Below are 24,781 nucleotides of genomic sequence, written 5' to 3'. Positions count from 1 at the left end.
CGGGCGCGGGGCAGCCGCGGACTCAGTCGTTCAGTCCGTCGGGCGGACGAGCAGGCCGTCCTTGGCGGCGTCCCGGACGAACGCCACGACCTCACGCTCGGTCTCGTCGGCGTCGAGCTCGAGGATCCCCGCGATCGCGCCGACGGCCTGCCTCGGCGTGAGCTCGCCGTCCGCGACCGAGAGGTATGCCGCGGTGACCGTCGTGAGCTGGATGACGCGTCCCAGCCCGCTCCCCTGCCGGGCGACGATGACCGACGGGTCGGAGGCGCCGGGGAGCGTGTGCCGCTCCTCGGTGACGTCGGGAGTGGCCTTCCACGCCTGGTCGAGCACGTCGTCGTCCGAGTGCTCGGCGAGCCAGACCCGGGCCTCGAGCCCGACCCGGACCGTGTCACCCATCGCCGGCGGCACCGGCCCCCGCTCGTCCATGAGGTCGACGAACGGCTCGCGGTCGCCGGTGGGGCGGTGCAGCGTGATCACCCCGAAGCCGATCGACTCGATGTCGCGAGACGCGAAGTCGTCGAGCCACGCGGCATACATCGCGTCGAAGTCCGCGGTCCCCGCGTGGTGACCACCGTCGCGCGACCAGGTCTCGGCGTACTCTGCGGGGTCCTGGACCTCGCGCTGGACCACCCACGCGTCGACACCGGCGCCGTCCAGCCACGAGCCGACGCGCTCGGTCCACGTCGAGCCGCGCGGCACCTCCCAGTTGCCGAGGAACTGGGCCACTCCCCCCGGCTCGAGGTGCTCGCCGACCGAGCGCACGAGCCCGGCGACCACGGCGTCACCGGCGGCGCCGCCGTCGCGGTACTCGAAGAGCGGCACCTCGCCCGAGCGCGGCGTGATGACGAACGGCGGGTTGCTCACGACGAGGTCGAAGCGCTGTCCCGCGACGGGTTCGAGCATCGAGCCGGACCGCACGTCCCACGTGCACCCGTTGAGGGCGGCGTTGAAGCGGGCGAAGGCCAGGGCCCGCTCCGAGAGGTCGGTGACGACGATGTGGTCGGCGTGGCTGCCGAGGTGGAGCGCCTGGACGCCGCAGCCCGTGCCGAGGTCGAGGGCGCTGCTCACCGGTCGGCGGATGGTCCACTGCGCGAGGGTCGTCGAGGCTCCGCCGATGCCGAGCACGTGGTCCTCGCGCACCGGCGAGCCGGTGGCCACCTCGGCGAGGTCGGAGGCGACCCACCAGTGACTCTCGTCGGACGCGTAGGGACGGATGTCGAAGCGCGCGACGACGCCGTCACCCTCCTCGGTGACGAGCCCGAGGGCGACGGCGCCGTGCACGCGCAGCCTCGGCAGGGCGCGCTCGACCTCGCTGGCGTCGACCGGGTCGCCGAGGGTGAAGAGCCGGATCAGGGTGGCCGCCGGCGACGACGACGCACTCGCCACCCGGCGGGCGGGCAGGGGCTGCTCACGCCCGAGCGCGGAGCTGGCGAGCGGACCGAGGACGTCGAGCACACCGGTGACGGTGAACTCCGCGGCGGCAAGGTCGGTGCGCAGGCGGGCGACGAGGTCCTCGTCGACGTGCGGGACGGGAGCAGACATGGCGCCAGCCTAGGGCGCAGCCCTCACCCGCCCAGCGCCGCGACTCGATGCCGCGAGACGACCACGTGTTCACGAGCGACCCACCTCTGACTGGGCGTCTGCGCAAGAACTGGTCGTCTCGACCTCACGCTGCGTCGAACCACGTGTTCCGCGGCTGCCTCTCCACGCCCTGCGCCGCGAGCTTGGCGGCCATCTGGGTCGGCCGGGCCGCATCCGCCCAGACCCATCGCGCCATTCGGCGCTGCGTGGCCCGGATCCTGTCCTCGCGACGCTTCTCGCGCCACAGCACCTCGGCCGCCTCCTCGGACGTCGCCCCAGCTGGCACGGCGTACTTCGTGCGGCCGTCGAACTCGCCGACCACCCTCTCGCGCTCCCAGCCGAAGTCACCGATGCCCGCGAGACCGTCGGCATCCTCGATCACGACCTGCAGCCTCGGTCGGGGGATGTTGAGCCGGAACATCTGGACCCGCGAGAGCGACTCGCCCACCGACATGGCGCCGGCCTCTGCGAACGCCACCACGAGGGCGGCCCTGGCTCGGCCACGCGCACCACCGGGGACCAGGTCGAGCTCGGCCTCCAGGTCCTCGCGGGTGCACAGCCCGTGGTGCAGCGCATGGTCCACGGCCGCCACGGAGTCGGTCAGCTCCTCCGTCCGCGCCACGTCGATCAGCGTCCTGACCAGCGGTGTCACCGGAAGGCCGGCGACCCGCTCCACCTCCGAGACGGGCACCTGGGCGCTGTGGCGGCGGACGGCACCGGAGGAGTGCGCACCGCTGACGGTGACGTCGACCCGCGCCGGCCACGCGGTGACGCGCGGCAGCCGCCAGAGCGCCGCAGCCGCGCTGTGAGAGAACGGCGGAGGGTCGCCACCGGTCATCTGCAGGGCTGTCGCCTGAACGAGCGCCGAGTGGCGCTGACCGGGAGTGAGCGTCGACCACACGTGGGCGCGAACCACCACGCCCCGTCGCACCTTGGTCCACTTCGGCCCGCCGGCAGGGTCGCGGTCCTCGGGGGTCTCGCCCAGCCGGCGCAGGTCCGCGGTCGGGCGCAGCAGACCCGGCGGGAACGGCTCAGGACGTGATGCGGGCATGGTCGATCGTGGCATCTGGGGCGCATCCGGCCGCGGCGTCATCCACAGCCCAGGACGAGACGACCACTGGTTCACGAACCGGCCAGGCAGAGGTGCTCGTCTCGCCATGACGTGGTGGTCTGGGCGCCCCAGTCGGGGGGCGCACAGCACGGCGGCCGGCTCACCCTCTCGGGTGGGCCGGCCGCCGTGTCACTGCGTGGCGTATGCCGTGTGCTCGCCTCAGCGCTGCGCGGGCACCTCGAGCGAGTCGTCGTTCTCGAGCGAGTCGTCGACCCGCTCGCCGGGCTCGGTGACGGCACCGGAGTCGGGCGCGGAGGCGTCGTACTCCTCGACACCCTCGACGTCGTCGTCGTCGCCGCCGATGGCGAGGTCGCGACGCTTCGAGATCGCAACCGCCGCGACGACGATGATGAGGCCGACGGCAGCGATGCCGTAGCGGATCGGGGCCGACTCGCTCTCGCCGACGGAGAGGATGACGATCGCCGGCGCGATGAGCACCGCGACGAGGTTCATGACCTTGATGAGCGGGTTGATGGCCGGACCGGCGGTGTCCTTGAACGGGTCACCGACGGTGTCACCGATGACGGTCGCCTCGTGGGCCGCACTGCCCTTGCCGCCGTGGTTGCCGTCCTCGACGATCTTCTTGGCGTTGTCCCAGGACCCGCCGGAGTTCGCGAGGAAGACGGCCATGAGGCAGCCGGTGCCGATCGCGCCGGCGAGGAAGCCCGCGAGGGCCCCGATGCCGAGGCCGAAGCCGATGACGACCGGGCTCAGCGCGGCGAGCAGACCGGGGGTCGTGAGCTCGCGCAGCGAGTCCTTGGTGCAGATGTCGACGACCTTGCCGTACTCCGGCTTGGTCGTGCCCTCCATGATCCCGGGGATCTCGCGGAACTGCCGACGCACCTCGAACACGATGGCGCCGGCCGCACGCGTCACCGCGTTGATGGCCAGACCCGAGAAGAGGAACACCACGGCCGAGCCGAGCAGGAGCCCGACGAGCGTGGACGGGTTGGTCACGAGCGCCTGGGCGTTCTGGATGACCTTGTTGCCGGCCTCGATCTGGCTCGGGTCGAGCTTGGTGGCGTCGATCTCGTTGATCGCCGACTGCCAGGCGTCGGTGTAGGAGCCGAACAGCGCGGTCGCGGCGAGCACGGCCGTCGCGATGGCGATGCCCTTGGTGATGGCCTTGGTCGTGTTGCCGACCGCGTCGAGCTCGGTGAGGATCTGCGCGGCCTCCGCGTCGACGTCGCCCGACATCTCGGCGATGCCCTGGGCGTTGTCCGAGACCGGCCCGAACGTGTCCATGGCGACGATGACGCCGACGGTCGTGAGCAGACCACAGCCGGCGAGCGCGATGAGGAACAGCGAGAGCGCGACCGACCCGCCACCGAGGAGGAAGGCGAGGTAGACCGCGCCACCGATGATCGCCGCGGTGTAGACGGCGGACTCGAGGCCGACGCCGATGCCCGAGAGGACGACGGTCGCCGCGCCGGTGAGCGAGGTGCGGGCGACGTCCTTGGTCGGGCGCTTGTCGGTGCCGGTGAAGTGACCGGTGAGCCAGAGGATGATCGCCGCGAGGACGATGCCGATGACGACGGCGAGGATCGCGGTGATGCGCGGGTTGCCCTCGAGCGCGCTGATCGCCTCGTCGCGGGCGCCGAGGTCGGCGAACGTCGAGGGAAGGTAGAGCCAGGCGGCGATGCCCGAGAGCACGGCGGCGATGGCTGCGGAGATGTAGAAGCCGCGGTTGATCGCGTCGAGCGCGCTCTCACCGGCGCGTGCCTTGGTGATGAAGACACCGATGAGCGCGGTGACCGCACCGATCGCCGGGACGAGCAGCGGGAAGACGAGGCCGTAGGAGCCGAAGGCCACGGAGCCGAGGATGAGAGCGGCAACGAGCATCACGGCATACGACTCGAAGAGGTCTGCCGCCATGCCGGCGCAGTCACCCACGTTGTCACCGACGTTGTCGGCGATCGTCGCGGCGTTGCGCGGGTCGTCCTCGGGGATACCGGCCTCGACCTTGCCGACGAGGTCGGCGCCGACGTCGGCGGCCTTGGTGAAGATGCCACCGCCGACGCGCATGAACATGGCGAGCAGGGCGGCGCCGAAGCCGAAGCCCTCGAGCACCTTGGGGGCGTCGGCCTTGTAGATGAGGACGACGATCGAGGCGCCGAGCAGGCCCAGGCCGACGGTCGCCATGCCGACGGTGCCGCCGGTGCGGAAGGCGATGCGCATGCCCTCGTCGCGGCCGTTCTCACCGCGCGAGGCGGCGGCGACGCGGACGTTGGCCTTCGTGGCGAGCTTCATGCCGAGGTAACCGATCGCGGCCGAGAAGACCGCACCGACGATGAAGAAGCCGGAGCGACCCAGCTTGACGCCCAGGTCGGGTGCCGGCAGGAGGAGCAGGAGCCCGAAGACGAGCACGACGAAGACGCTGAGCGTCTTGAACTGCCGTGTGAGGTAGGCCTGCGCCCCCTCCTCGACGGCGGCGCCGATCTCGCGCATCTTGTCTGTTCCGGTGTCCGCACGAAGGACCTGCTGCCGGAAGACGAAGCCCATGGCGAGGGCGATCACGGCGATGACCGCGACCCCCACGACGAGCGTGACGTTCGATCCGGTGAGGTCCAGCGTGGAACTCGCCTCGGCCGGTGCGAGCGCGAGTGCAGCCATTCCATCCTCCTTGACGGGTGCGCGCCTCGGGGCCCGGACCGTATGCCGCAGGCAGGCGCGGGGTGGACCTTACCCGGTGACTCAGGTCACAAACAGGGGCGGGACCTCGGTGTGACTGCTGTCACCCCGGGGCAGAGGTGGTGGCGGAGGTGCCGGAGGTCAGGCGGTGACCTCGGGGTCAGCCGTCTCGTCGACGGACGCGAGCGCGGAGTCCACGGAGTCGTGGATCGGCAGGACGCGGTCGAGCCCGGTGATGGCGAAGAGGCGCAGGATCCGCTCGTCCGTGCAGACAACGCGCAGCGAGCCGCCGACCTTGCGCAGGACCTTGAGCCGGCCGACGAGCACGCCGAGCCCGGTCGAGTCGATGAAGCTGACCCCCGAGAGGTCGACGACGACCTTGGTCTGGTCGGCGGCGACGCGCTCCTCGAGCGCGGACCGCAGCTGCGGTGCGGTGTAGACGTCGACCTCACCGGACACGGTCATGATGGCGACGTCGTCGCGTTCGGTCCTCGACAGGCTCAGCTTCACTGGGGCCGGCTCCTAGCTCTCGTGCATCCGCATCTCGGATCTCTTCTCGTGCGCACCGCCGCGGGCCGTGGAGCCGTCAACGGTGTCGGTGCACGCGCATACGGTAACCCCATGTCGTCATCCGCCGAGCCGACTGCGCTCCTTGCCGCCCTCGCGGCCGGGGACCGCAGCACCCGGCTGCGCCACGTCGAGCACCTGCCGGCCCGCGCGGCGCAGCTCGCGCAGTGGCCCGAGTGGGTCGCGACCCCCGTCCTGTCGAGCCTCACGGGCAGCGGCATCGCGCAGCCGTGGTCACACCAGCGTGAGGCCATGGACCTGGCCCACGCCGGCTCGCACGTCGTCCTCTCGACCGGCACCGCCTCGGGCAAGAGCCTGGGCTACCTCGTGCCGGCGCTCTCCGCGGTCATCGACGGGCTCGACGCCCCGACCGGGCGGGGAGCCACCGTCCTCTACGTCGCGCCCACCAAGGCCCTCGCCGCCGACCAGCTGGCGCGCATCGAGGCGCTGGCGATCCCGGGCGTGCGCGCGGCGACCTATGACGGCGACACCCCCACCGACGAGCGCCGCTGGATCCGTGAGCACGCCAACGTCATCCTCACCAACCCCGACCTGCTCCACCACTCGCTGCTGCCGGGCCACCAGCACTGGTCGCCGTTCCTGCGGGCGCTGCGCTACGTCGTCATCGACGAGTGCCACATCTACCGCGGCGTCTTCGGCTCACACGTCTCCTCGGTGCTGCGCCGGCTGCGCCGGGTGACGACCCGCTATCGCGCCCAGCCCACCTTCGTGCTCGCCTCCGCGACCGTGAGCCACCCTGCGTCCCACGCCTCCCGTCTCATCGGTATGCCGGTGAGCGCCGTCGAGGTCGACGGCTCACCTCGCGAGGCGCTCACCTTCGCCCTGTGGGAGCCACCCATGGTCGACGACAGCCGCCGATCGGCGACGACGGAGGCCGCCGAGCTGCTCGCCGAGCTCGTCGAGCGTGACGTGCAGACCCTGGCGTTCGCCCGGAGCCGGGCCGGGGTCGAGGGTCTGGCCTCGTCCGCGCGTCGACGGCTCGGGCAGGTGGGCGGGACGCCCGAGGCGACGGTCGCGGCATACCGGGGCGGTTATCTCCCCCAGGAGCGTCGCGAGCTCGAGCGCGCCCTGCGCGACGGTGAGCTCCGCGGGCTCGCGGCCACCAACGCCCTCGAGCTCGGGGTCGACATCAGCGGGCTCGACGCGGTGCTCATGGCGGGGTGGCCGGGGCGGCGCGCCAACCTCTGGCAGCAGGCCGGGCGCGCCGGGAGGTCGGGTCGCGCGTCGCTCGCGATGTTCATCGCCGCCGACGACCCGCTCGACACCTATCTGCTCGACCACCCCGAGGCGATCTTCGGGGCTCCGATCGAGTCGACCGTCATGGACCCGGCCAACCCGCACGTCCTCGCGCCGCACCTCGCCGCGGCGGCGCACGAGCTGCGGCTGACCGAGGCCGACCTGCCGATGTTCGGCACCGGCGCCCGTGGGGTTCTCGACCTGCTCGTCGAGCGCGGGATCGTGCGACGACGCCCGACCGGCTGGTTCTGGGCCCGTGACGACCGGCCGGGCGACCACGTCAACCTGCGCGGGACCACCGAGGTCGTCTCGATCGTCGAGCGCCGCAGTGGACGGGTCCTCGGGACCATCGACGAGGCCTCGGCCCACTCGCAGGTCCACACCGGCGCCGTCCACGTGCACCAGGGCGACCCGTTCGTCGTCACCGACCTCGACCTGGAGTCGGCGACGGCGACCGTGGTGCGGGGCGACCCGGGATGGAGTACGCACTCGCAGTCGCGCAGCTCGTTCGAGATCCTCGGCGCCCAGCGCACGCACCAGTGGGGCGAGGTCGAGGTCTGCTTCGGCACGGTGCGGGTCACGAACCAGGTCACGTCGTTCCTCCGGCGGCTCCCGTCCGGGGAGGTGCTCGGGACGCACCCGCTCGACCTGCCCGAGCGCTCCCTCGTCACGCGGGGGGTGTGGTGGACGATGCCGCTGGACCTGCTCGAGGCCGCGGGCATCGAGGAGGCGCACATCCCCGGCGCGGCCCATGCGGCCGAGCACGCGGCCATCGGCATGATGCCGCTCGTGGCGACCTCCGACCGCTGGGACATCGGCGGCGTCTCGACCGACCAGCACCCGGACACCGGGCTCCCGACGATCCTCGTCTACGACGGCTACCCGGGCGGGGCCGGCTTCGCCGAGCGGGCCCACACGGCGTTCGGCGAGTGGGTGGAGGCGACCCGCGACGCGATCGCCCGGTGCCGCTGCGAGCGGGGCTGCCCCTCGTGCGTGCAGTCGCCCAAGTGCGGCAACGGCAACGAGCCGCTCGACAAGGACCGCGCCGTGCGGCTGCTCGACGTCGTCCTCATGTCGCGACCGGGCTGATCAGGGCGTATGCCGGTTCGTCCCGACGGCGCGTTGCGTGCGGTCGGGTCGACGAACGGACGTTCGGGACTCGGCCGCGCTGATCAGGCAGAACGCCTCAGGATCGCGCTAGCCTCGCAGGCGTGATCATCCTTGGACTCATCCTCGTGCTGCTGGCCGTCGCTGCCGGAATCCTCCTCTTCGAGGGGACCCGCGCGCTCACCGACGGCGTCGACATCGACGTGCTCAACGGCACCGTCAGCCTCCCCCCGCTCGCGCTGCTCATCACGGGCGCCGCGGTCATCACGATCTTCTGGCTCGGGTGGGCGCTCATGCGCGCCGGCATCCGCCGTGGCTCGCGTCGTCGCCGTGAGGCCAAGGAGCAGGCCGCGCTCGCCGAGCAGCGTCGTGTCGACGACGAGCGGCGCATGCAGGAGGAGTTCGCCCAGCACGAGCGCAAGCTGGCCGAGGAGCGTCAGCGCCGCGAGCAGGAGACGGCCGACCTGCGCCGCGACGCGGACGAGCGGGTCGAGGAGCAGCACCTCTCGACCGAGGAGGCCCGCCGCCGCGCCGAGATCGCCGAGGCCCAGAACGCCGAGGGCTCGCATGTCACCGACCGACGCGACGTCGACCCGCGCGGCGCCGACGGGACCGTCGACTCGACCCGCGAGCTCCCTCGCGAACCGCGCGCCTGACCCTCTGACCCCGCCCGCAGCGGCTCGGGGCGGACCGCGCCTGAGCCAACGAGACGCCCGGCACCGCATCACCTGATGCCGTGCCGGGCGTCCGGCATTCGTGGCGCATGGTGTCTCAGGTGTCCACGGTGTCGCGGCGCGATGACGCGATGACGCGATGACGCGATGACGTCAGACTGCTGGCTGGCACCGTCATGGGCTTGGCGTGTCGATGTCGGAGGGCCCGGCACGCGCTGCCGCGGCGGCCACCCGCGGGACCCCGGGCCACCGGCCGGGCACGTCGATGCCCACGCGCACCCGCACCGACTCGGCCGCACCCAGCGTGCAGGACTGGAGGTGTGCACCGTTGCGGGTGACGATCTCCGAGGCCCGGGTGCACGGGTCGCCGCCGCCCTGCTGGAGGGCTGACGCGCCTGCCAGGGCGGCGAGGTCGGCTGCGGCCCGGGCCCGGTGGGCGGCGCCGGCGGCCGCCCCGAGCTGAATGGCCGCCGCCGTGAGGATGAGGAGCACACCCAGCGCCCCGGTGACGAAGACCGTCCCGGAGCCTCGCTCGTCGCGGCGTCTCACGAAGGCTCCTCCGGCACGGCATGGGCGACACCGCGTGGGCGTGCGCCGACCCCCAGGCCCGCAAGGACCCGCGGCAGGTCGGCGCTCACCTCGACCCGGACGCTCTCGGCCCCGACGTCCAGCGCGATGCGGGCATCGGCCGGCGCCTGCTCGGCGACCTGTCGGCGCACCTGGCCGACGTCCTCACCCCGGGCGAGGAGGCGGGCACCGGTCCGTGCGGCGTCGACGCACCGCAGCTGGTCGGTCATCGCCGTCACCGCACCCAGACCCAGGGTGAGGACGAGCACGAGGGCCGGCAGGGCCACGGCGATCTCCGCCGTGACCATGCCGGACTCGCGCCGGGCGGCTCGGGTCATGTGCCTGTGCCGAGGGCGGCGGTGATGACCTTGGCCAGCGCCGACTTCACCGGACCCGACTTCACGACGACCATGAGGACCGCGGCGAACGCGCAGGCTGCCAGGGTGCCCACGGCATACTCCGCGGTCGTCATGCCCGCCTCGGCGGACTGCTTGAGGTGCGCCAGACGGCGCGAAAGACGGTGTGTCACAGAGGTGCTCCTCGATCGGTGCGGGGCGTGTCCCCGCGTCGACTCGAGTCCAGCCGAGGGTTCGTGGGGTGACCAGCCCCGGTGAGCCGGCCTGTGGACGGGTGGTCCGGTGTTGCCGTGCTGTGGACAGCCGGCGCGGCTGGCGGTGGCGCCCCGCGGGGTCGTCAGCCGCTGGTCCCGAGGCTGACGCCGGCCAGGTGGAGGACGACGGGAACGACCGTCGTCCCGACGAACCCCGGGAGGAAGCAGGCCCCCAGCGGCAGCACGAGCAGCACCCCGGCGCGCTGGACCGCCGTCTCGACCCGTGAGGCCTCCTCGCGACGCATCCGCTGGGCGGCGGCGAGCACGACACCGGCGGGCGCCGCTCCGGACCGTTCGGCTGCCTGCCACGCCAAGGAGGCGGACTGCCAGCCCGCACCGACGTGACCCCACGAGGTGGCGGCATCCTGCCCCCAGCGGTGAGCACTCGCCACGATCCTCAGGTGGCGTGCCACGGATGGCGGGACCCGGTCGGCCACGGCCTCGAGCGACTCGACGGGGCCCAGACCGGAGCGCAGTGCCAGGGCACAGAGGACGAGGGCGTCCGCGGCCTCGTCGACGGTGGGCGCCCTGGCCGGTCTGTCGCCCGCGCCCGCATCAGTTCCTGCACCGGCGCCGGTGCTGGTGCTGGTGCCGGTGGGCCCGGACCCCTGGCTCGAACCGGCCTCGTCACTGACGGGCTCGGAGCTGCTCTGCCACGGTCCATCCCGTGTCGGCCACAGGAGCACGGCACCCACGACGAGGGCGAGTGCGGCAGCCAGCATCAGCCGACCTCCGCCGGTCGCAGCGCCCGGCGGACGAGCGCTCGCGACCAGAGCCAGCCCACGCCGGTGAGGACGCAGCCGACGGCGGTCGCCCCGAGTGCCGCGACACCGCCGTAGACCTCGGTGACGGGCAGGCCCAGGAGCACCGCCACGAGCGGTCCCGACAGGGGCAGGAGCGTGAGCAGCCACATCGAGGCGCGAGGCCCGGCGGCGAGCACGGTCCGGCGGTCCTCGGCCGCAGCACGCTCGCGCAAGACCTCGGCGGCGGTACGAGCCGCAGGCGCCGCAGCCACCCCGAACTCGTCGGTGAGCTGCCATGCCGCAGCGAGGAAGGTGAGGTCCGGGTCCCCCGGAGCCTCGTCGGCGAGGCAGCCGCCCACACCCCCTCCAAGGGCGTCGACCTCGGCCAGCCGGGCGGCGAGCAGCCGCGGGCCCGGGTCCGAGGAGGTGGCGCCGACCGTGCAGGCCAAGCGGGCGGCCTCGGCCGACGGCAACCCGGCGTCGAGCCCCACGGCCGCGAGCTCGGCGAAGTCGGCCACCCACCCGCGGCGGGCCCGGCCGAACCGCACCTCTCGCCGCAGCAGCCCACGGAGCCGGGCAAGGCCCGAACCCGAAGGCTCACCGCCTCCCGCCGGGGATCCAACGCCCTCGAGCCCGGCACGACCCGGCCTCGACCCAGGACGTCCTCGGGGCCACAGCACGACCGCCAGCGCGACGAGCCCTGCCGCGATGACCGTCATGCCACTCTCCCGTCCCGGATGCCGGCGCCGGACGAGCCAAGGTTGCGCTGCGAGTTCGCGGCGTCCGGCGACCTCGCGGCGTCCGGCCTCGGTGCGGCAGAGGCGCCGAGCCGTTCGACGAGCAGAGCCTCGAGCCGGGCGGCGCCGGGTCCGCGCACCACGTCGTCGAGGTCCGGCGAACCAGTGACCACCCCGCGAGAGCCGTCACCGCCACCCGGGCGCACGACGAATGCCTCGTCGACGACGACCTCCGCCCCGGTCCACCTGGTCACCCCGACCGCCCGGATGTGACGCGCCCCGCCGGTCCGGGCGACGTCGACGACGACCTGCACCGCCCCGCGCAGCTGGGCATGGACGGCGTCGCGCCCGAGCCCGGCCAGGGCCCCGAGCGCCTCGACCCGGGCGGGTGTCTCGGCAAGACCGTTGGCGTGCAGGGTCCCCGCTCCCCCGTCGTGACCGGTGTTGAGCGCCGACAGCAGCTCGCGGACCTCGGCCCCTCGCACCTCACCGACGACGAGCCGGTCGGGCCGCATCCGCAGACCCTGCCGGACGAGGTCGACGAGGGTCACGGCGCCGACGCCCTCGACGTTGGGTGACCGCCCCTGGAGACGGACGACGTGGGGATGCGACGGGTCGAGCTCGCGGACGTCCTCGACGACGACGATCCGCTGGTCCGACGGGCAGTCGGCGAGCAGCGCACCGAGCACCGTGGTCTTGCCGGCGCCGGTGCCGCCGACGACGAGGAACGACAGCCGGGCCGCGATGACGCGCCCCAGCACCGCACCCAACTCGGACCCCACCGCACCCAGCCGGCGCAGGCCCTCGACACCGACGGGCTGGCGCTGCGGCACCCTCAGGCTGAGGTGCGTCCCCGACTCGGCCAGCGGCGGCAGGACCGCGTGCAGGCGCACCCCACCGGGCAGCACCCCGTCGACCCACGGCTGCGCCTCGTCGAGTCGCCGGCGGGCCAGCCCGGCCAGGCGGGTCGCGAGCGCCCGGGCGGCGGCGGGCTCGAGGACCTGCCCCGTCGCCTCCGTCCCGCGGCCGCGGTCGACCCAGACCGATCCGTCGCCGTTGACGAGGACATCGGTGACGTCGGGTGCACCGACCCACCGCTCGAGCGGTCCGAAGCCGAGCACCCTCTCGCGCAGCAGCGCGCCCTCAGCCGCGGCACCCTGCGCACCGAGCTCGACCACCTCGCCGGTCAGCTCGGCGATGACTCCGGCATCCGGAGCCCGACCTCCGCGGATCGCCGTCTCGACGCCCGGCCACCGGCCCGCCGCGACACCGCTCCCACCGCCGCCGATCACGTCGCTCACGCCGCTCACGCCGCCCCCTGACCACGCCGCTCCACGAGGTCGAGCGCCACGCTGTCGGCCCTGTCGCGCAGTGCTCCTCGCAGACCCGGCCAGTCACCGCGCTCGCCGTCGCGTCGCACGCGGGCGTCGTCGCGCAGGTGCGCGAGGTGGGGCCGGGCGAGGTGCTCGATCACCTCGGCCAGCTCCGGCGTCACCGCCCGCTCGCCACGAGTCACCAGCCCGACAGCCGAGCCCCCGGACCCCGTCGCCAGACCCGCCAGCAGCGCCTCGGCATCGGCCAGCTGCCGGGCCCGCAACCCGGTCACCACGTGCACCGCGTCCGCTCCCTCGAGCAGCCGTGACGTCACCGCCGCCCCCACGCGCGCGTCGACCACCACCGGCACCTCACCGCGCAGCGACCCCACGACGTCGAGCACGGCACTGTCGGGCACCGGCGCACCACTGCCACCGGCCGAGAGCAGCGGAACCTCGCCGCACGGCAACGCCGCCAGCAGCCGCGCGCACGATGCCGCTCCCCGCAACCGGGCGAGGTCGGCCCACCGCAGCCCGGGCACGTGCTCGGTCCCGCACGTCATGTCGAGCCCACCCCCGCGCACGTCACCGTCCACGAGCACGCACTCGCCGAGGTGCAGCGACAGCCGCCACGCGAGCGTCGCCGCCCAGGTCGAGGCGCCGAGGCCACCACTGGCCCCGAGGACCACGACGAGAGGAGCTGAGAGAGGTGTCATGGAGCGACCCTCACCGCCGGCGACCCCGCCCACCACCCGCGGACGGCGATCTGTGGACGGGGGCGGACGGCATACGCGGGCTGTGGACAACCGGGTGCACGGGGAAAGGCGACGGCCCCGGTCGGGGGGAGGACCGGGGCCGTCGGGTGGGCCAGGCTCCGGGGGGGGAGGAGCCGGACCACCCTTCGCTACAACCCCGAGGGGGAGCGATGTGATCATCGTCGCCGATCCGGTCCCCCTGTGCAAGGCAAGGACGAAAACTCAACCAAATCTGGTCAGTCCGTAGTCACCACGACGATGACGCCCCTACCGGAGGGGCGTCATCCGCCGCGAGTGCTCGGGGCGACCAAGCGTGCATCTCATCGCCGTCGTACCGGGTCGAGCCCGGACGGACCGGTCCATCAGTGGACTGCCCGCGCGTGGGTACCCGTTGCGTCTCGCGGTTGTCGAGATCGGGTGGTTCCCCGCCAAGGGCCTGTCCGATGGCTCCTGTCTACTCCCCTTGGGCGGGGACGACAAGACTTGACAACGGCTCAGGTCAGGCGGCCGGCGAGGACCGCGTCGGCGATCCGCTCGCCCTCCTGCGCGCCCGCGACGATGGCGTCGCAGCAGTGCGTCAGCCAGAGCCCGACGCCTGCGGCGTCACCGCGCGTGTATGCCGTGAGCCCACCCAGGTAGGCCGGCCCACCTCCCGTGCCGTGCCCCACCTCGGGCACCGCGACGCCGGTCGGGTCGAGCCCACCGGCCTGGATGACGGCGCGCTCGACGGCGCGGGCGACGACGCCGTTGCCGCGGGTGAACGGGCGGGCGGTGACGATCTCGGCATGGGCGAGGGCAGCGACGATCGGCACGGGCAGGGTCGCGGCGCTCGCGAGCACCTCGACGACCCGAGCGAGGCGCTCTCGCGCCTCGGCAGCGGGAGGAGCCTCGCCGATCTCGACGAACTCGCGGCTGTCCTCGCCGTCGAGGCGCGGCCTGCCGAGCTCGGAGTCGGGCACGAGACCGGCCGCGGCGGCGGTGTGGAGCCGGGCCAGGGCCTGCATCGGGGCGGTGAGGACGACGGGGCCGAGGCGCTCGGTCTCGGCGGTGGCGGCGATGACGCCGCGCATGACCTGCTCGACCGGGTCCATCTCGTCGTGCCAGGTCACGGCCCCGCGCATGAGGTCGCGGACGATCTCGACGGAGAGCCGGGCGCCGTCGAGCTCACCGCTGGCGCGGGCACCACGGACCCTCGACTCGGCGGCCGCCTCGGGGATGCGACGGCGAAGGGCGTTGTGCCAGCGGAGCTGGGTGCAGGCCTCGCGTGCGGCGTCGACCTTCTCGGCGATGCCGGGCAGGGACGCGAGGGCGGTGACCGCGGACGCGACCTCGGAGGGAACGTTCGGCACCGGGGTCGGGCGCAGGGGGGTCGGGGCCACGTGAGAGGCCTCAGACGCTCTCGGGGGCGGCCGGCATACCGGCATCGGGGGACGGCATGCGGACGCCGGCGAGCTGACGCGACTGGGCGACGACGCGGTCGCGCGAGTCCCAGATGACCGCGTCCTCCTCGAAGAGGCCGCCGATGACGTTGCGGGTCGTGATGCGCATGCGGAGCCAGCCGGGCTCGGGACGTGAGCGGACGTGGCCGGAGAAGGCGATCGTCGGCGCCCAGCCGAGCGCGCCGAACGTGAACGTCACGGGCGGCATCGCGTCGAGGAAGAACGGGAGCGACAGGGCGTCGGGCTCGCGGCCGTCGGCGAACCGGATCCAGGCGCGCATCTCACCGTCGCGGGCGGGCTGGCCGAGCGCCCAGCCGACGGTCGCGGGGTCGATGCGCATGTCGAGGCGGTCGAGGATCCGGATCTTCTCGGCGAACCCCCCACGGGCGGCCGGCGCGCACATCTCCGGGTCGGGGAGCTCGGGCGGAGCCTCCTGGAGGTGGACCGGCTCGCTGTTGGCGTCGAGGTCGGCGAAGGTCGCGGTGTGGCGCAGGCAGGTCGTCCCACCCTGGGTCAGCGTCACCTCGGCCGTCGAGAACGAGCGGCCGGTGCGCAGGACCTGGGTCTCCACGGTCGCGGGGCCGGGCTGGGCGGCGGCGAGGAAGGTCGTGCTGAACGCGACCGGGTCCTGGTGGCTGTCGACGGCGTGGAGGGCCTCGGCCGCGGCCTTGGTCGCGAGCGACATGAGGAGCCCGCCGTTGACGGCCTCGCCGATGACCCAGTCCTCGCTGAGCTCGGCGCGTCCGTCGGTGAGGGTCAGGGCGTCGTCGAACTCCGTGGTCGCCCTGGTCTGGTCGTCGGCGGCGGAACTGCTCGGGTCGCTCATGCTGCCGAGCGTATGCCGCGTGGTCGCCTCCTCGGAACGCGGTGTGGGCAGCCCCGCACCTGGCGCCATCGACGGCTCGGGATCAGCCCGGCGACCCCGGTGGTTGCGGCCGTTGCGCGCGACGCACGTCCCGGGTCAGCACGCGGTACCTCGTGTAGCCGTCCCCGACGACGACGAAGAGCGCCGCCAGGCCGAAGAGCGCCCCGGTGGCACCCTCGGACACGCCCACGACGGACGCCGTCGTGCCGGCGTCCGCCACGCGGCGGTCGCCGGCACCGGTCCCGAGGACCGTCCCCACGACGAGGACGGTCACCAGGACCACCCACGCGACCGTGATCACCCGCATGGCCGACGTCGCCTCGTCGAACTCGACGTCGCTCACGCCCATCCGCGACACCGCGACGGCCATGAGGGTGCCCGCGAGGGCCGCCACCACTCCGAGGGTGATGGCGATGCGGGCCACGCCGGCCACCCCCTCGCCCGTGATCGCGAGCAGGAGGAACACGACGGTGAGCGCGACGGTGACCCAGTAGGCGACGAGCCACCGCGCCTGGTAGCTCCCAGCCGTCGCCCGCGAGCGGACCGACCCCTTGCGCGCCACGACACCCTCCTTGTGATGCGGGTCACATCGGTGCCAATCTAGAACATGGGCATCGGCTCGGGGGGAACCGCGACCGCCATCGCGCTGCTCGTGGCGATGAGCGCCACGGCCTGTGGTGGCGCCGAGGACCCGGACGCGCGGGACCGGACCTCCTCGAGCACGTCACCCACCTCGGCAGATCCGATGCCGTCGACGCCGGGACCCTCGCCGACGACGGCGCCCTCGTCGCCAGCCACCTCACCCACGTCGCCAGCCACCTCGCCCTCGCGCTCGCCCTCGCCCTCGAGCAGCGACGACGAGTACGCATACTGCGAACGAGCCGTCGGCAACGACCCTCGGTGCCACAGCAGCACCTACGGCAACAACCTTCGGGCGCTGGACGACTTCCTCGACGGCGTCGAGGAGTGGGGTGGGGTCCGGGAGACGACCGCGACGGCGCAGGGACTGACCTTGGTCCCGGTCGGCACCACCGTCGACATGCTGCTGGTCCAGATCCCCCTGACGCTGTCGCAGGTTCTCGACACCACCGGCGCGTGCAGCGCCGTCGTCGACCCGACCGCGCAGGTCGGCGTGGTGGCCGTCCGCACACCCGGACCGCGAGGTGAGGTCGAGGCAGTCCAGGCGATCCTCATCGGGAACCCGGTCGTGCGGACCTCCGACGACCTCGGTGTCGGCAACACGTTGGACGAGCTGCGGTCGGCGGTCGAGGGGCTCACCGTGGAGCGCTCGGCGGACGGCTTTGTGGCGGTGAGCCGGCCCGAGGCCGCTCGGGAGTCGCTCTCGACTCAGAGCGATCGACGGGTGATGTTCTTCCGGCTCAACGCCGAGGGTCGCGTCACCGAGTGGAGCCTCGGCGTCCCGGAGTTCGCCCTCGGCCTGTGCGCGGTCGCCTGACGCGCGCGCCGGCGCGGTCGCCTGACGCGGTCGCCTGACGCGCGCGCCGGCGCGGTCGCCTGACGAGCCCACCGGTGCGGCGGGCCTAGCCTTGCGCCCATGACAGCGTCGTTCCATGTACCCACCGCCGTGGTCGTGGCCGGGGCGATGCTGCTTCTCGGGCTCGGGGTGTGGGCTGCCGGGCGCGGCCGGCGGCGCGGGTTCCTGTCGACCGTCGACCGCGTGACCTACTCGACGCTCCACACCGCCTCCCTCGCCTCGCGCCACCTCGCCGACGGGCTCACCCCGGAGGCGGCCGAGCGCGCCGGCCGGCACCTGCTCGCCATCCTCGGCGCGAGCTCGGTGGCGATCTGCGACGCGTCGGGCCTGCTGTCGTGGACCGGCCCCGGCGACCACCACGCACCCGACGCCCACGGCCACGCCTCCGAGAGCCGCACGTCGGGGGCACCCTCGGTGCTCGGGTCCGATGCGATCACGTGCAGCGACCCCGACTGCCCGGTGCGCGCTGCCGTCACGGCCCCGCTCATCGCCGACGAGCGCGTGGTCGGGACGCTCACGGCATACGCCCCGGCTGCCTCCGCGGGACTGGCACGGGCGACCGGTGAGCTGGCCCGCTGGGTCTCGGCCGAGCTCGACGTCGCCGAGCTGGGCCGCGCCCGGACCCGCGCGATGGAGGCCGAGCTGCGGGCGCTGCGGGCCCAGATCAGCCCTCACTTCATCTACAACTCGCTCGGCGCGATCGCCTCGTTCGTCCGGACCGACCCCGAGCGGGCGCGTGAGCTGCTCCTCGAGTTCGCCGACTTCACGCGCTACTCGCTGCGCCAGGGAGGGCCGTTCACGACGCTCGCCGAGGAGCTGCGCAACGTCGAGCGCTACCTCGTGCTCGAGCAGGCCCGCTTCGGCGAGCGGCTCCAGGTCTCGCTGCTCATCGCGCCCGAGGTGCTGCCCGTGCGGATCCCCTACCTCGCCGTGCAGCCGCTCGTCGAGAACGCCGTCCGTCACGGTCTGGCCTCCAAGGAGGGGGTCGGGCACGTGACGATCTCCGCCTCCGACCAGGGCGGTGAGGCGGAGATCTCGGTCGACGACGACGGCGTCGGCACCTCGCCCGAGTCGGTGCAGCGCATCCTCGACGGGGTGTCGCGAGCGGACTCGATCGGGCTGGGCAACGTCGACGCCCGGCTGCGCCAGATCTACGGCGACGACTTCGGGCTCGTCGTGGAGACCGCGGAGGGCGCTGGGACCCGGGTGAGCTTCCGCGTGCCGAAGTACGCCCCCGGCGTTCACGCCGAGTGACGCGCACCCCTTGCCCTCCGTGGATATCCTCGACGCCATGGCCAGTGCCGGCAGCCTTCGGGCCCTCGTCGTCGACGACGAGCTCCCCGCCCTCTCGGAGGTGCGGTTCCTCCTCGACTCCGACGACCGGATCGGCGAGGTCCTCACGGCCACGAGCGGCACCGAGGCGCTGACCATGCTCGAGGAGCACGACGTCGACGTGATCTTCAGCGACATCTCGATGCCGGGGCTGGACGGCATCGCGCTCGGCAGGGTGCTGGCGCGATTCGCCTCTCCCCCGCAGCTCGTCTTCGTCACTGCGCACGACCAGCACGCGGTCGACGCCTTCGCGCTCGCCGCGACCGACTACGTCATGAAGCCCGTGCGCAGCGAACGACTGCGCGAGGCCGTGCGTCGCGTCGTGGTGAAGCAGGACGAGGCCGGTATGCCGGCCCACGCCGAGCGTGGGCCGCGCACCTCTCTTGCCGAGTCCGGTACGCCCGGCGTGGCCTCCTCCCCGTCGCCCACGGACGGCGCCCCGGCGGAGGACGAGACGATCCCGGTCGAGCTCGGCGGCGTGACCCGGTTCATCACGCGGTCGCAGATCCGATGGGTCGAGGCCTCCGGCGACTACGCCCGGCTGCACACCGCCGACGGCAGCCACCTCGTCCGGATCCCGCTCGCCGTGCTCGAGGAGCGTTGGGGCCCAGCCGGATTCGTCCGCATCCACCGGTCCACGCTCGTCGCGCTCGCGCACGTCACGGAGGTCCGGATGGACCACGGTCGGTGCGCGGTCATGGTCGGCGACGTGGAGCTCCAGGTGAGCCGACGGCATACGAAGGGTCTGCGTGACGTGCTGCTGAGGCGACCCGGCTCGGGCAGCTGATGGCGCCGGAACGCGGCGACGTCCCCGCGCGGGTGCGGGTGACGAGCTCGCGGCGAGGCGCGCGGCCGGCCCGGACACGACCGCTGTCGACCGACCTCGACGAGCAGACCGAGCTCGGTGACGTCTACCTCGACGGGCTGCGGCGGGCGCAGCTGCGGCTCGGGCTCACCGTGCTCGGGCTCATGGTGCTGGCACTGGGTGGGTTCCCGGTGCTGCTGTCGCTCATCCCGTCGACGCGGACGATGACGCTGGCGGGGGTGCCGCTGCCGTGGCTCGTGCTCGGGGTGCTCGTCTATCCGGCGGCGTGGCTGCTCGCGCGCGGCTACGTCCGGCAGGCGGAGCGGATCGAGGCGGAGTTCGCGGACATCATCGGGGCGGGGCGCGATGTCTGACACGTTGTCGGTCGTCGCGGTCGCGATCGTGTGCGTGACGACGGTGGTCGTCGGCGGGTTGGGACTGCGGCTGTCGCGGCGCACCTCGGACTTCTACGTCGCGGGGCGGACGGTGTCGCCGAGGCTCAACGCGAGTGCGATCTCGGGCGAATACCTCTCTGCCGCTTCCTTCCTGGGGGTTGCCGGGCTGATCTACGACCAGGGCGTCGACCTGCTGTGGCTGCCTGTGGGCTACACGCTGGGCTACCTCGTGCTGCTCGTCATGGTGGCGGCACCGATGCGGAGATCGGGGGCGTACACGCTGCCCGACTTCGCCGAGGCGCGGCTGGGGTCGGTGTTCGTGCGGCGGCTCGCGGCTCTCCTGGTGGTGGCGATCGGCTGGATGTATCTCGTGCCGCAGTTCCAGGGGGCTGGGCTGGCGCTGGCGCTGGTGACGGGCGCCCCGCAGTGGGTCGGGGCGCTGCTCGTGGCCGTGGTCGTGGCAGCGGCGGTCGGGGCCGGTGGGATGCGGTCGATCACCTTCGTCCAGGCGATGCAGTACTGGATCAAGCTGACCTGCCTGGCGGTGCCGGCGTTCGTGCTGCTGGCGCTCTGGTTGCGTTCTGGCGCAGGGCTTCCGAGCGTGTCGGATGCGTGGTCGCTGCCGTTCTCGCCGAAGTCCCCCGACGACCACCCGCACTACCGGACGGCGTCGATGATGCTCGCGCTGTGCCTGGGGACGATGGGGCTGCCGCACGTGCTGGTGCGCTACTACACGAACCCTGACGGGGTCGCGGCGCGGCGCACCACGGTGTCGGTCGTGGCCCTCCTGGGCGTCTTCTACCTCCTGCCCCCGGTGTATGCCGTCCTCGGCCGAGTGCACCTGCCGTCGCTGCCCGCGGGGGTCCGGTCCGACACGATCGTGCTCCAGCTGCCGGAGCGGGTGGTGTCGGGCCTGGGTGGTGACGTCCTGACGGCGATGCTGGCAGGTGGCGCCTTCGCTGCGTTGCTGTCGACGGCATCGGGGCTGGCCATGTCGGTGACGGGGGTGCTGCACCAGGAGCTGCTGCGGCCGCAGCTGTCGCGACTGACCGGTGGGGACGCGTTCGGGTTCGGCGGGTTCCGGCTGGCGGCGGTGGGGGCGGTGGTCGTGCCCTTCGTCGTGGCGCGCTATGTGGAACAGATCGGGATCGCGACGACGGTCGGGTTCGCGTTCTCGTTGGCGGCGGCGACGTTCGCTCCCCTGCTGATGCTCGGGGTGTGGTGGCGCCGGCTGTCGCGCGTCGGGGCGGTGGCCGGGCTAGTGGTCGGTGCGGTGGCGGCGACCTCCGCTGCGCTGACGACCTTCGTCGCCGGGCCGCTGGACGGGTGGCCGGGCGCACTGCTGGCGAACCCGGCGGCGTGGTGCACGCCGTTGGCGTTCGCGACGGCGGTCGTCGTGTCGTTGGCGACCCCGGCTTCGGTACCCCGCGACACGGCCCGGGTCATGGTCCGGCTCCACACGCCCGAGCAGGTCCATCTCGCCCGCAGCCGCGTCCCCGACTGAGTCCAGAAACACGTCTGATCGGGTATGCCGGACATCCGCTCATTGCGATGAGCGCTGGTCCTCGAGGCGGCGTCACACCGCCCGCATGGACGCGCTGGCCACGGCGCCCCGGTCCGTGGATTCGTGCCGATGTCAGGGAAGCCCCGATCGTGACTGGGTGTCGGTGATCGTGAGGTCAGCCGTCGGTGATGCTGTTCGCGGCGGGCTCAGCGTGGAACGGGGCCTCGTCAAGGCGCCGACGCGCGGGCGCGTGAACTAGCGTCGCGGCATGACGTTGAACCACGTGAGACGCGGAAGTGGCAGTCCGCTGTTGCTCGTGCACGGTCTAGGTGGAGGGTGGCGATCTTGGACCCCGATCATCAACGAACTGGCCGAGCACCGTGAGGTCATCGCCGTCGACCTGCCTGGGTTTGGAGAAACGCCACCCTTGACCGGCGAGGTCTCGATCGCCACCCTGACCGACTCCGTCGCGAACTTCATCCGCGAAGAGGGGCTGGACGGGGTCGCCACCGCTGGCCAGTCGATGGGCGGCCGAATGGTGCTCGAGCTCGCACGACGAGGAGTCGGCGGCGACACCGTGGCTCTGGATCCAGGCGGCTTTTGGAGCGACCGCGAACTCGCCGTCTTCGGCGCCACACTGCGGCCGTCGATTGCTCTGGTCCGCGCCGTCCGAAGCAGGCTGCCGTCACTGCTCGCCACCCCGGTGGGCCGGACGCTGCTTCTCGCGCAGCTGTCAGCGCGACCTTGGGCGCTCTCGTCCGAGACCGTGCTGCCGGACGTAACCGGGCTGGCCGACTCCCCATCGACCGGCGCCGCCTTGGATGCCCTGACCAAAGGCCCCAAGCAACAGGGCGCCCCGGCAGGCACAGCGCCTGGCCGGGTCACGATCGGGTGGGGGCGTCGTGACCTGGTGACCGTGCCGAGACAGGCCGCACGTGCGGCGGAGCTGTTCCCCGACGCGGTGCTGCACTGGTTCGAGCGGTGCGGCCACTTCCCACAATGGGACACACCGCACGAAGCGACCCGGCTGATCCTGGATAGAACTGGTTGAGCCCGGCCGCTCTCCCCCAGCCGACCACAGCACAGGGTGCCCACGCCTCACATCCACCGATGCGACGTGCTGATCGGGCTCGCGAGCCGAGGATGAATGGGGGCGTGGCTCACCGCCGCGTCGCGTGCCAACTGAGTTCTGCCGCGGCTCGACCGGATCTGCCGCAGTGGCCACGTCCCTTCCGCGCATCCCCAAGGTCCCCTCATGCCGCCGTGCGGAATCAGTCAGGCCTTGCGTCGGCTCGGGGCCACGCGGTCCCTCTGAAGCTCAGATGTCTCGACTTTCGTAGGACGTCGGTCGGCATAGCCATGCGGCGAGAACCACCCATGGAACAAAGGTGAGGATCAGGACAAGCCAATCGACTGATAAGGCACTTGAACCACCCCATAGCAACGATGCGAGCTGGGCGATCTTCAGCGGAGCGAAGATGAGCGACAAGAGCAGGATGCGCCAGTCAGGCCCTACCAACTTCGCGAAGCGACCGTCGAGGGCGCCGCACCGACGGCAACTGGCGGATCTCCGCTTGCCTATGGGCGCGTGACTCGCGCGGGTCACCCGTCACGGTTTGACCCTATCTAGGTCGTCTCCAGAGGCGATCACGCAACGCGCGCACATGCCGCGATTCGCGCGACCCTCTCAATCGGACGGACTGGACATCCAGACCCCGGCCGAAACGCACGACGCTGGGATACTGACGCCAGCGATTGAGTAGACCGCCCTGCGTTCTTCGGCTTCGAACAGGACGCCTCCGCCGACGTGCACCTGGTCACCCAGCGCCACTTTCGGTTGGCCGGGAACCGTGAGCGAAAGGGCGCCCTCGCCACTCACGCGAGTTCCATGGGGCCACACCACTGCGTAGTTCTCGATTCCGACGCAACCGCCAACATCGGTCAGCTTCCCCGACAACAGCGCGGCGTCGCCGCTGTTTGCCGGCTCGGCGATCAGAACGATAAGGCCATCCGCCTCAACGCGCTGACCTGACGTGCATCCTGCGATGAAGGCGCACCCGAACAGGCTCATCGCCGCGGTCCTCACGATCTGTGACGGCATGACGCGATGATCGCAGCAATGCCACCTTGTGGCTGGCCTGAGCCCGGATACGTCCGGACGCGCCGCTGTCGGTTTGGTTGCGGATGCCCAGCCTCGCGCCGTCCCGTACAGGCCACACGGTCGGAGCGCCTTGGTGGCTGCAGTCGCGGGCGCCCGTCGGGGACACTGGGGGTACACCGACCGTAGTTCCGACAAGGAGTCACCCATGACCGAGGGAACCGTCCGTTGGTTCGATACCGAGCGAGGGTTCGGCTTCATCGCCCTCGGGCCGGATGACGCAAAGGACCTGTACGTGCATGCGTCCGAGATCGTCAGCGATGACGCGGTGAAGCTGCTCCGCGAGGGCCAGGTGGTCGAGTTCGAGATCGGCGAGGGCGACCGCGGTCCGCAGGCACGCCGCGTCCGGGTCACGGCCGACCATGCCGCCGATACACCACTGGGCGTGCTGGGCACCGTCGCCTGGTACGAGCCCGCCAAGGGGTACGGCTTCATCACCCCCGACGAGGGTGAGACCCAGATCTTCTTGCACAGCTCAGCCATCGTGGGAGGTGGCGTGGTCTCGGAGGGGCAGCGGGTGGCGTTCCTCGTCGTCGACGGGGAGAAGGGGCCGCAGGCAGACCATCTGCTCCCCCTGGGAGGCCAAGCCGCGCAGCAGGCCGTGGCGCATGACGGGGCGGACGGCACCGTCTCCTGGTACGACGGGGGCAAGGGCTTCGGATTCATCGCCCCCGACTCGGGCGGCCCCGACGTCTTCGTCCACGTGCGGGAGCTGGCCGATGGGCTCGCCGAGCTCGGCGACGGGGACCGGGTGACGTACGAGATCGTCGAGAGCGAGAAGGGCCCGCAGGCTCGCAACGTGCGCCTGGCACGCAGCGCGACACCGCGGGGTGCGTCGACCTCATCGACCCGCACCCGGTCCAGTCACCACGAGGCATCCCGCGTCCCGGCGCGCGGCGGCGAGGGAGTGGTCGCCCGCTATGACGCGGAGCGCGGGTTCGGCTTCATCGTTCCGGACGCCGGAGGCGCGGACCTCTTCGTGCACGTGTCGGTCCTCATGGGCACCGACGCGCTGCACGAGGGCGATCGCGTGAGGTTCCAGGTGCGACAGAGCGACCGCGGACCGCAGGCCAACCGTGTCGAACGTGTGTGACCCGGACCTCGGCCACGCGCAGCCCGCCGGTTGGTCGCGCTC

At 72.6% G+C, this 24,781-nt stretch carries 25 protein-coding genes; 9 read left to right on the top strand and 16 right to left on the bottom strand.

The genetic code is table 11. The annotated features are described in order from the left end of the window. Nucleotides 1–30: 30 nt before the first annotated feature. The 4 genes from KLO01_RS09150 to KLO01_RS09135 all read right to left on the bottom strand — a co-directional run bounded on the left by KLO01_RS09150 (nt 31) and on the right by KLO01_RS09135 (nt 5,833). Nucleotides 31–1,542 (bottom strand): DUF7059 domain-containing protein, encoded by a 1,512-nt coding sequence (locus KLO01_RS09150; protein ID WP_147064342.1) that lies wholly within the window; start codon nt 1,540–1,542, stop codon nt 31–33. Between the two features lie 124 nt (nt 1,543–1,666). Next, a complete protein-coding gene (locus tag KLO01_RS09145) occupies nt 1,667–2,632 on the bottom strand; it encodes a type IV toxin-antitoxin system AbiEi family antitoxin (RefSeq protein ID WP_147064340.1) in 966 nt (321 codons plus the stop codon). A gap of 219 nt (nt 2,633–2,851) precedes the next feature. After that, on the bottom strand, nt 2,852–5,305 hold the full coding sequence (locus tag KLO01_RS09140) for a sodium-translocating pyrophosphatase (protein ID WP_147064338.1): 2,454 nt from the start codon (nt 5,303–5,305) through the stop codon (nt 2,852–2,854). Between the two features lie 159 nt (nt 5,306–5,464). Beyond that, a complete protein-coding gene (locus tag KLO01_RS09135; RefSeq protein WP_147064336.1) occupies nt 5,465–5,833 on the bottom strand; it encodes an STAS domain-containing protein in 369 nt (122 codons plus the stop codon). Between the two features lie 111 nt (nt 5,834–5,944). Between KLO01_RS09135 and KLO01_RS09130 the strand changes: the two genes are divergently transcribed. Beyond that, complete coding sequence (locus tag KLO01_RS09130) at nt 5,945–8,236, top strand: DEAD/DEAH box helicase (RefSeq protein WP_147064334.1); 2,292 nt, start codon at nt 5,945–5,947, stop codon at nt 8,234–8,236. A 122-nt stretch (nt 8,237–8,358) separates the two neighbouring features. Next, nucleotides 8,359–8,910: a caldesmon family protein gene (locus KLO01_RS09125; protein ID WP_186827982.1), complete on the top strand. Its 552-nt coding sequence runs from the start codon at nt 8,359–8,361 to the stop codon at nt 8,908–8,910. A 192-nt stretch (nt 8,911–9,102) separates the two neighbouring features. Here the strand turns inward: KLO01_RS09125 and KLO01_RS09120 are convergent, their stop codons facing one another. From KLO01_RS09120 to KLO01_RS17165, 11 genes are all read right to left on the bottom strand, one after another. Further along, entirely contained in the window at nt 9,103–9,477 is a 375-nt protein-coding gene (locus KLO01_RS09120) for an Rv3654c family TadE-like protein (RefSeq protein WP_147064333.1), read from the bottom strand. After that, on the bottom strand, nt 9,474–9,833 hold the full coding sequence (locus KLO01_RS09115; protein ID WP_222611961.1) for a TadE family type IV pilus minor pilin: 360 nt from the start codon (nt 9,831–9,833) through the stop codon (nt 9,474–9,476). The genes KLO01_RS09120 and KLO01_RS09115 overlap by 4 nt, the downstream gene beginning before the upstream one ends. Next, on the bottom strand, nt 9,830–10,024 hold the full coding sequence (locus tag KLO01_RS09110) for a DUF4244 domain-containing protein (protein ID WP_147064331.1): 195 nt from the start codon (nt 10,022–10,024) through the stop codon (nt 9,830–9,832). Before KLO01_RS09110 ends, KLO01_RS09115 begins: the two co-directional genes overlap by 4 nt. A 164-nt stretch (nt 10,025–10,188) precedes the next feature. Then, entirely contained in the window at nt 10,189–10,827 is a 639-nt protein-coding gene (locus KLO01_RS09105) for a type II secretion system F family protein (RefSeq protein ID WP_147064329.1), read from the bottom strand. After that, nucleotides 10,827–11,567 (bottom strand): type II secretion system F family protein, encoded by a 741-nt coding sequence (locus KLO01_RS09100; protein ID WP_147064327.1) that lies wholly within the window; start codon nt 11,565–11,567, stop codon nt 10,827–10,829. Before KLO01_RS09100 ends, KLO01_RS09105 begins: the two co-directional genes overlap by 1 nt. Next, nucleotides 11,564–12,886, bottom strand: a complete 1,323-nt coding sequence (locus tag KLO01_RS09095) for a TadA family conjugal transfer-associated ATPase (protein WP_246136130.1) — start codon at nt 12,884–12,886, stop codon at nt 11,564–11,566. Before KLO01_RS09095 ends, KLO01_RS09100 begins: the two co-directional genes overlap by 4 nt. 5 nt (nt 12,887–12,891) lie before the next feature. Then, nucleotides 12,892–13,614, bottom strand: coding sequence for a CpaE-like family protein (locus KLO01_RS09090; protein ID WP_147064325.1), 723 nt, complete (start codon nt 13,612–13,614; stop codon nt 12,892–12,894). 533 nt (nt 13,615–14,147) lie between these two features. Continuing rightward, complete coding sequence (locus tag KLO01_RS09085; RefSeq protein ID WP_246136129.1) at nt 14,148–15,032, bottom strand: Fic family protein; 885 nt, start codon at nt 15,030–15,032, stop codon at nt 14,148–14,150. A gap of 10 nt (nt 15,033–15,042) precedes the next feature. Further along, nucleotides 15,043–15,918 carry a thioesterase family protein gene (locus tag KLO01_RS09080; protein ID WP_147064323.1) on the bottom strand — a complete coding sequence of 292 codons (876 nt, stop codon included), beginning with the start codon at nt 15,916–15,918 and terminating at the stop codon, nt 15,043–15,045. A gap of 82 nt (nt 15,919–16,000) precedes the next feature. Beyond that, nucleotides 16,001–16,519 carry a hypothetical protein gene (locus KLO01_RS09075; RefSeq protein ID WP_147064321.1) on the bottom strand — a complete coding sequence of 173 codons (519 nt, stop codon included), beginning with the start codon at nt 16,517–16,519 and terminating at the stop codon, nt 16,001–16,003. Between the two features lie 38 nt (nt 16,520–16,557). Next, nucleotides 16,558–16,848, bottom strand: coding sequence for a hypothetical protein (locus KLO01_RS17165; RefSeq protein WP_186827981.1), 291 nt, complete (start codon nt 16,846–16,848; stop codon nt 16,558–16,560). Between the two features lie 148 nt (nt 16,849–16,996). Here KLO01_RS17165 and KLO01_RS09065 point away from each other — a divergent pair, with 148 nt between their 5' ends. From KLO01_RS09065 to KLO01_RS09040, 6 genes are all read left to right on the top strand, one after another. Beyond that, nucleotides 16,997–17,413 carry a hypothetical protein gene (locus KLO01_RS09065; RefSeq protein ID WP_147064317.1) on the top strand — a complete coding sequence of 139 codons (417 nt, stop codon included), beginning with the start codon at nt 16,997–16,999 and terminating at the stop codon, nt 17,411–17,413. Nucleotides 17,414–17,512: 99 nt separating this feature from the next. Then, nucleotides 17,513–18,706, top strand: coding sequence for a sensor histidine kinase (locus KLO01_RS09060; protein ID WP_147064315.1), 1,194 nt, complete (start codon nt 17,513–17,515; stop codon nt 18,704–18,706). 37 nt (nt 18,707–18,743) lie between these two features. Next, nucleotides 18,744–19,571 carry a LytR/AlgR family response regulator transcription factor gene (locus tag KLO01_RS09055; RefSeq protein ID WP_147064313.1) on the top strand — a complete coding sequence of 276 codons (828 nt, stop codon included), beginning with the start codon at nt 18,744–18,746 and terminating at the stop codon, nt 19,569–19,571. Then, nucleotides 19,571–19,963 carry a DUF485 domain-containing protein gene (locus KLO01_RS09050; RefSeq protein ID WP_147064310.1) on the top strand — a complete coding sequence of 131 codons (393 nt, stop codon included), beginning with the start codon at nt 19,571–19,573 and terminating at the stop codon, nt 19,961–19,963. The genes KLO01_RS09055 and KLO01_RS09050 overlap by 1 nt, the downstream gene beginning before the upstream one ends. After that, entirely contained in the window at nt 19,956–21,488 is a 1,533-nt protein-coding gene (locus KLO01_RS09045) for a sodium/solute symporter (protein ID WP_147064308.1), read from the top strand. The genes KLO01_RS09050 and KLO01_RS09045 overlap by 8 nt, the downstream gene beginning before the upstream one ends. 268 nt (nt 21,489–21,756) lie before the next feature. Next, a complete protein-coding gene (locus KLO01_RS09040; protein WP_147064306.1) occupies nt 21,757–22,539 on the top strand; it encodes an alpha/beta fold hydrolase in 783 nt (260 codons plus the stop codon). Between the two features lie 636 nt (nt 22,540–23,175). Here the strand turns inward: KLO01_RS09040 and KLO01_RS09035 are convergent. Beyond that, the gene (locus KLO01_RS09035) at nt 23,176–23,589 is read right to left on the bottom strand and encodes a hypothetical protein (protein WP_147064304.1); all 414 of its coding nucleotides are present in this window, start codon (nt 23,587–23,589) and stop codon (nt 23,176–23,178) included. A 205-nt stretch (nt 23,590–23,794) separates the two neighbouring features. Between KLO01_RS09035 and KLO01_RS17500 the strand changes: the two genes are divergently transcribed. Beyond that, nucleotides 23,795–24,739 carry a cold-shock protein gene (locus KLO01_RS17500; RefSeq protein WP_147064302.1) on the top strand — a complete coding sequence of 315 codons (945 nt, stop codon included), beginning with the start codon at nt 23,795–23,797 and terminating at the stop codon, nt 24,737–24,739. Nucleotides 24,740–24,781 lie beyond the last annotated feature (42 nt).

Origin of the sequence: Knoellia locipacati (assembly GCF_007992835.1) — a bacterium.
Classification (GTDB): domain Bacteria; phylum Actinomycetota; class Actinomycetes; order Actinomycetales; family Dermatophilaceae; genus Knoellia; species Knoellia locipacati.
The sequence above is the reverse complement of the archived record's forward strand: the minus strand, read 5'-3'. Positions and strand labels throughout refer to the sequence as shown.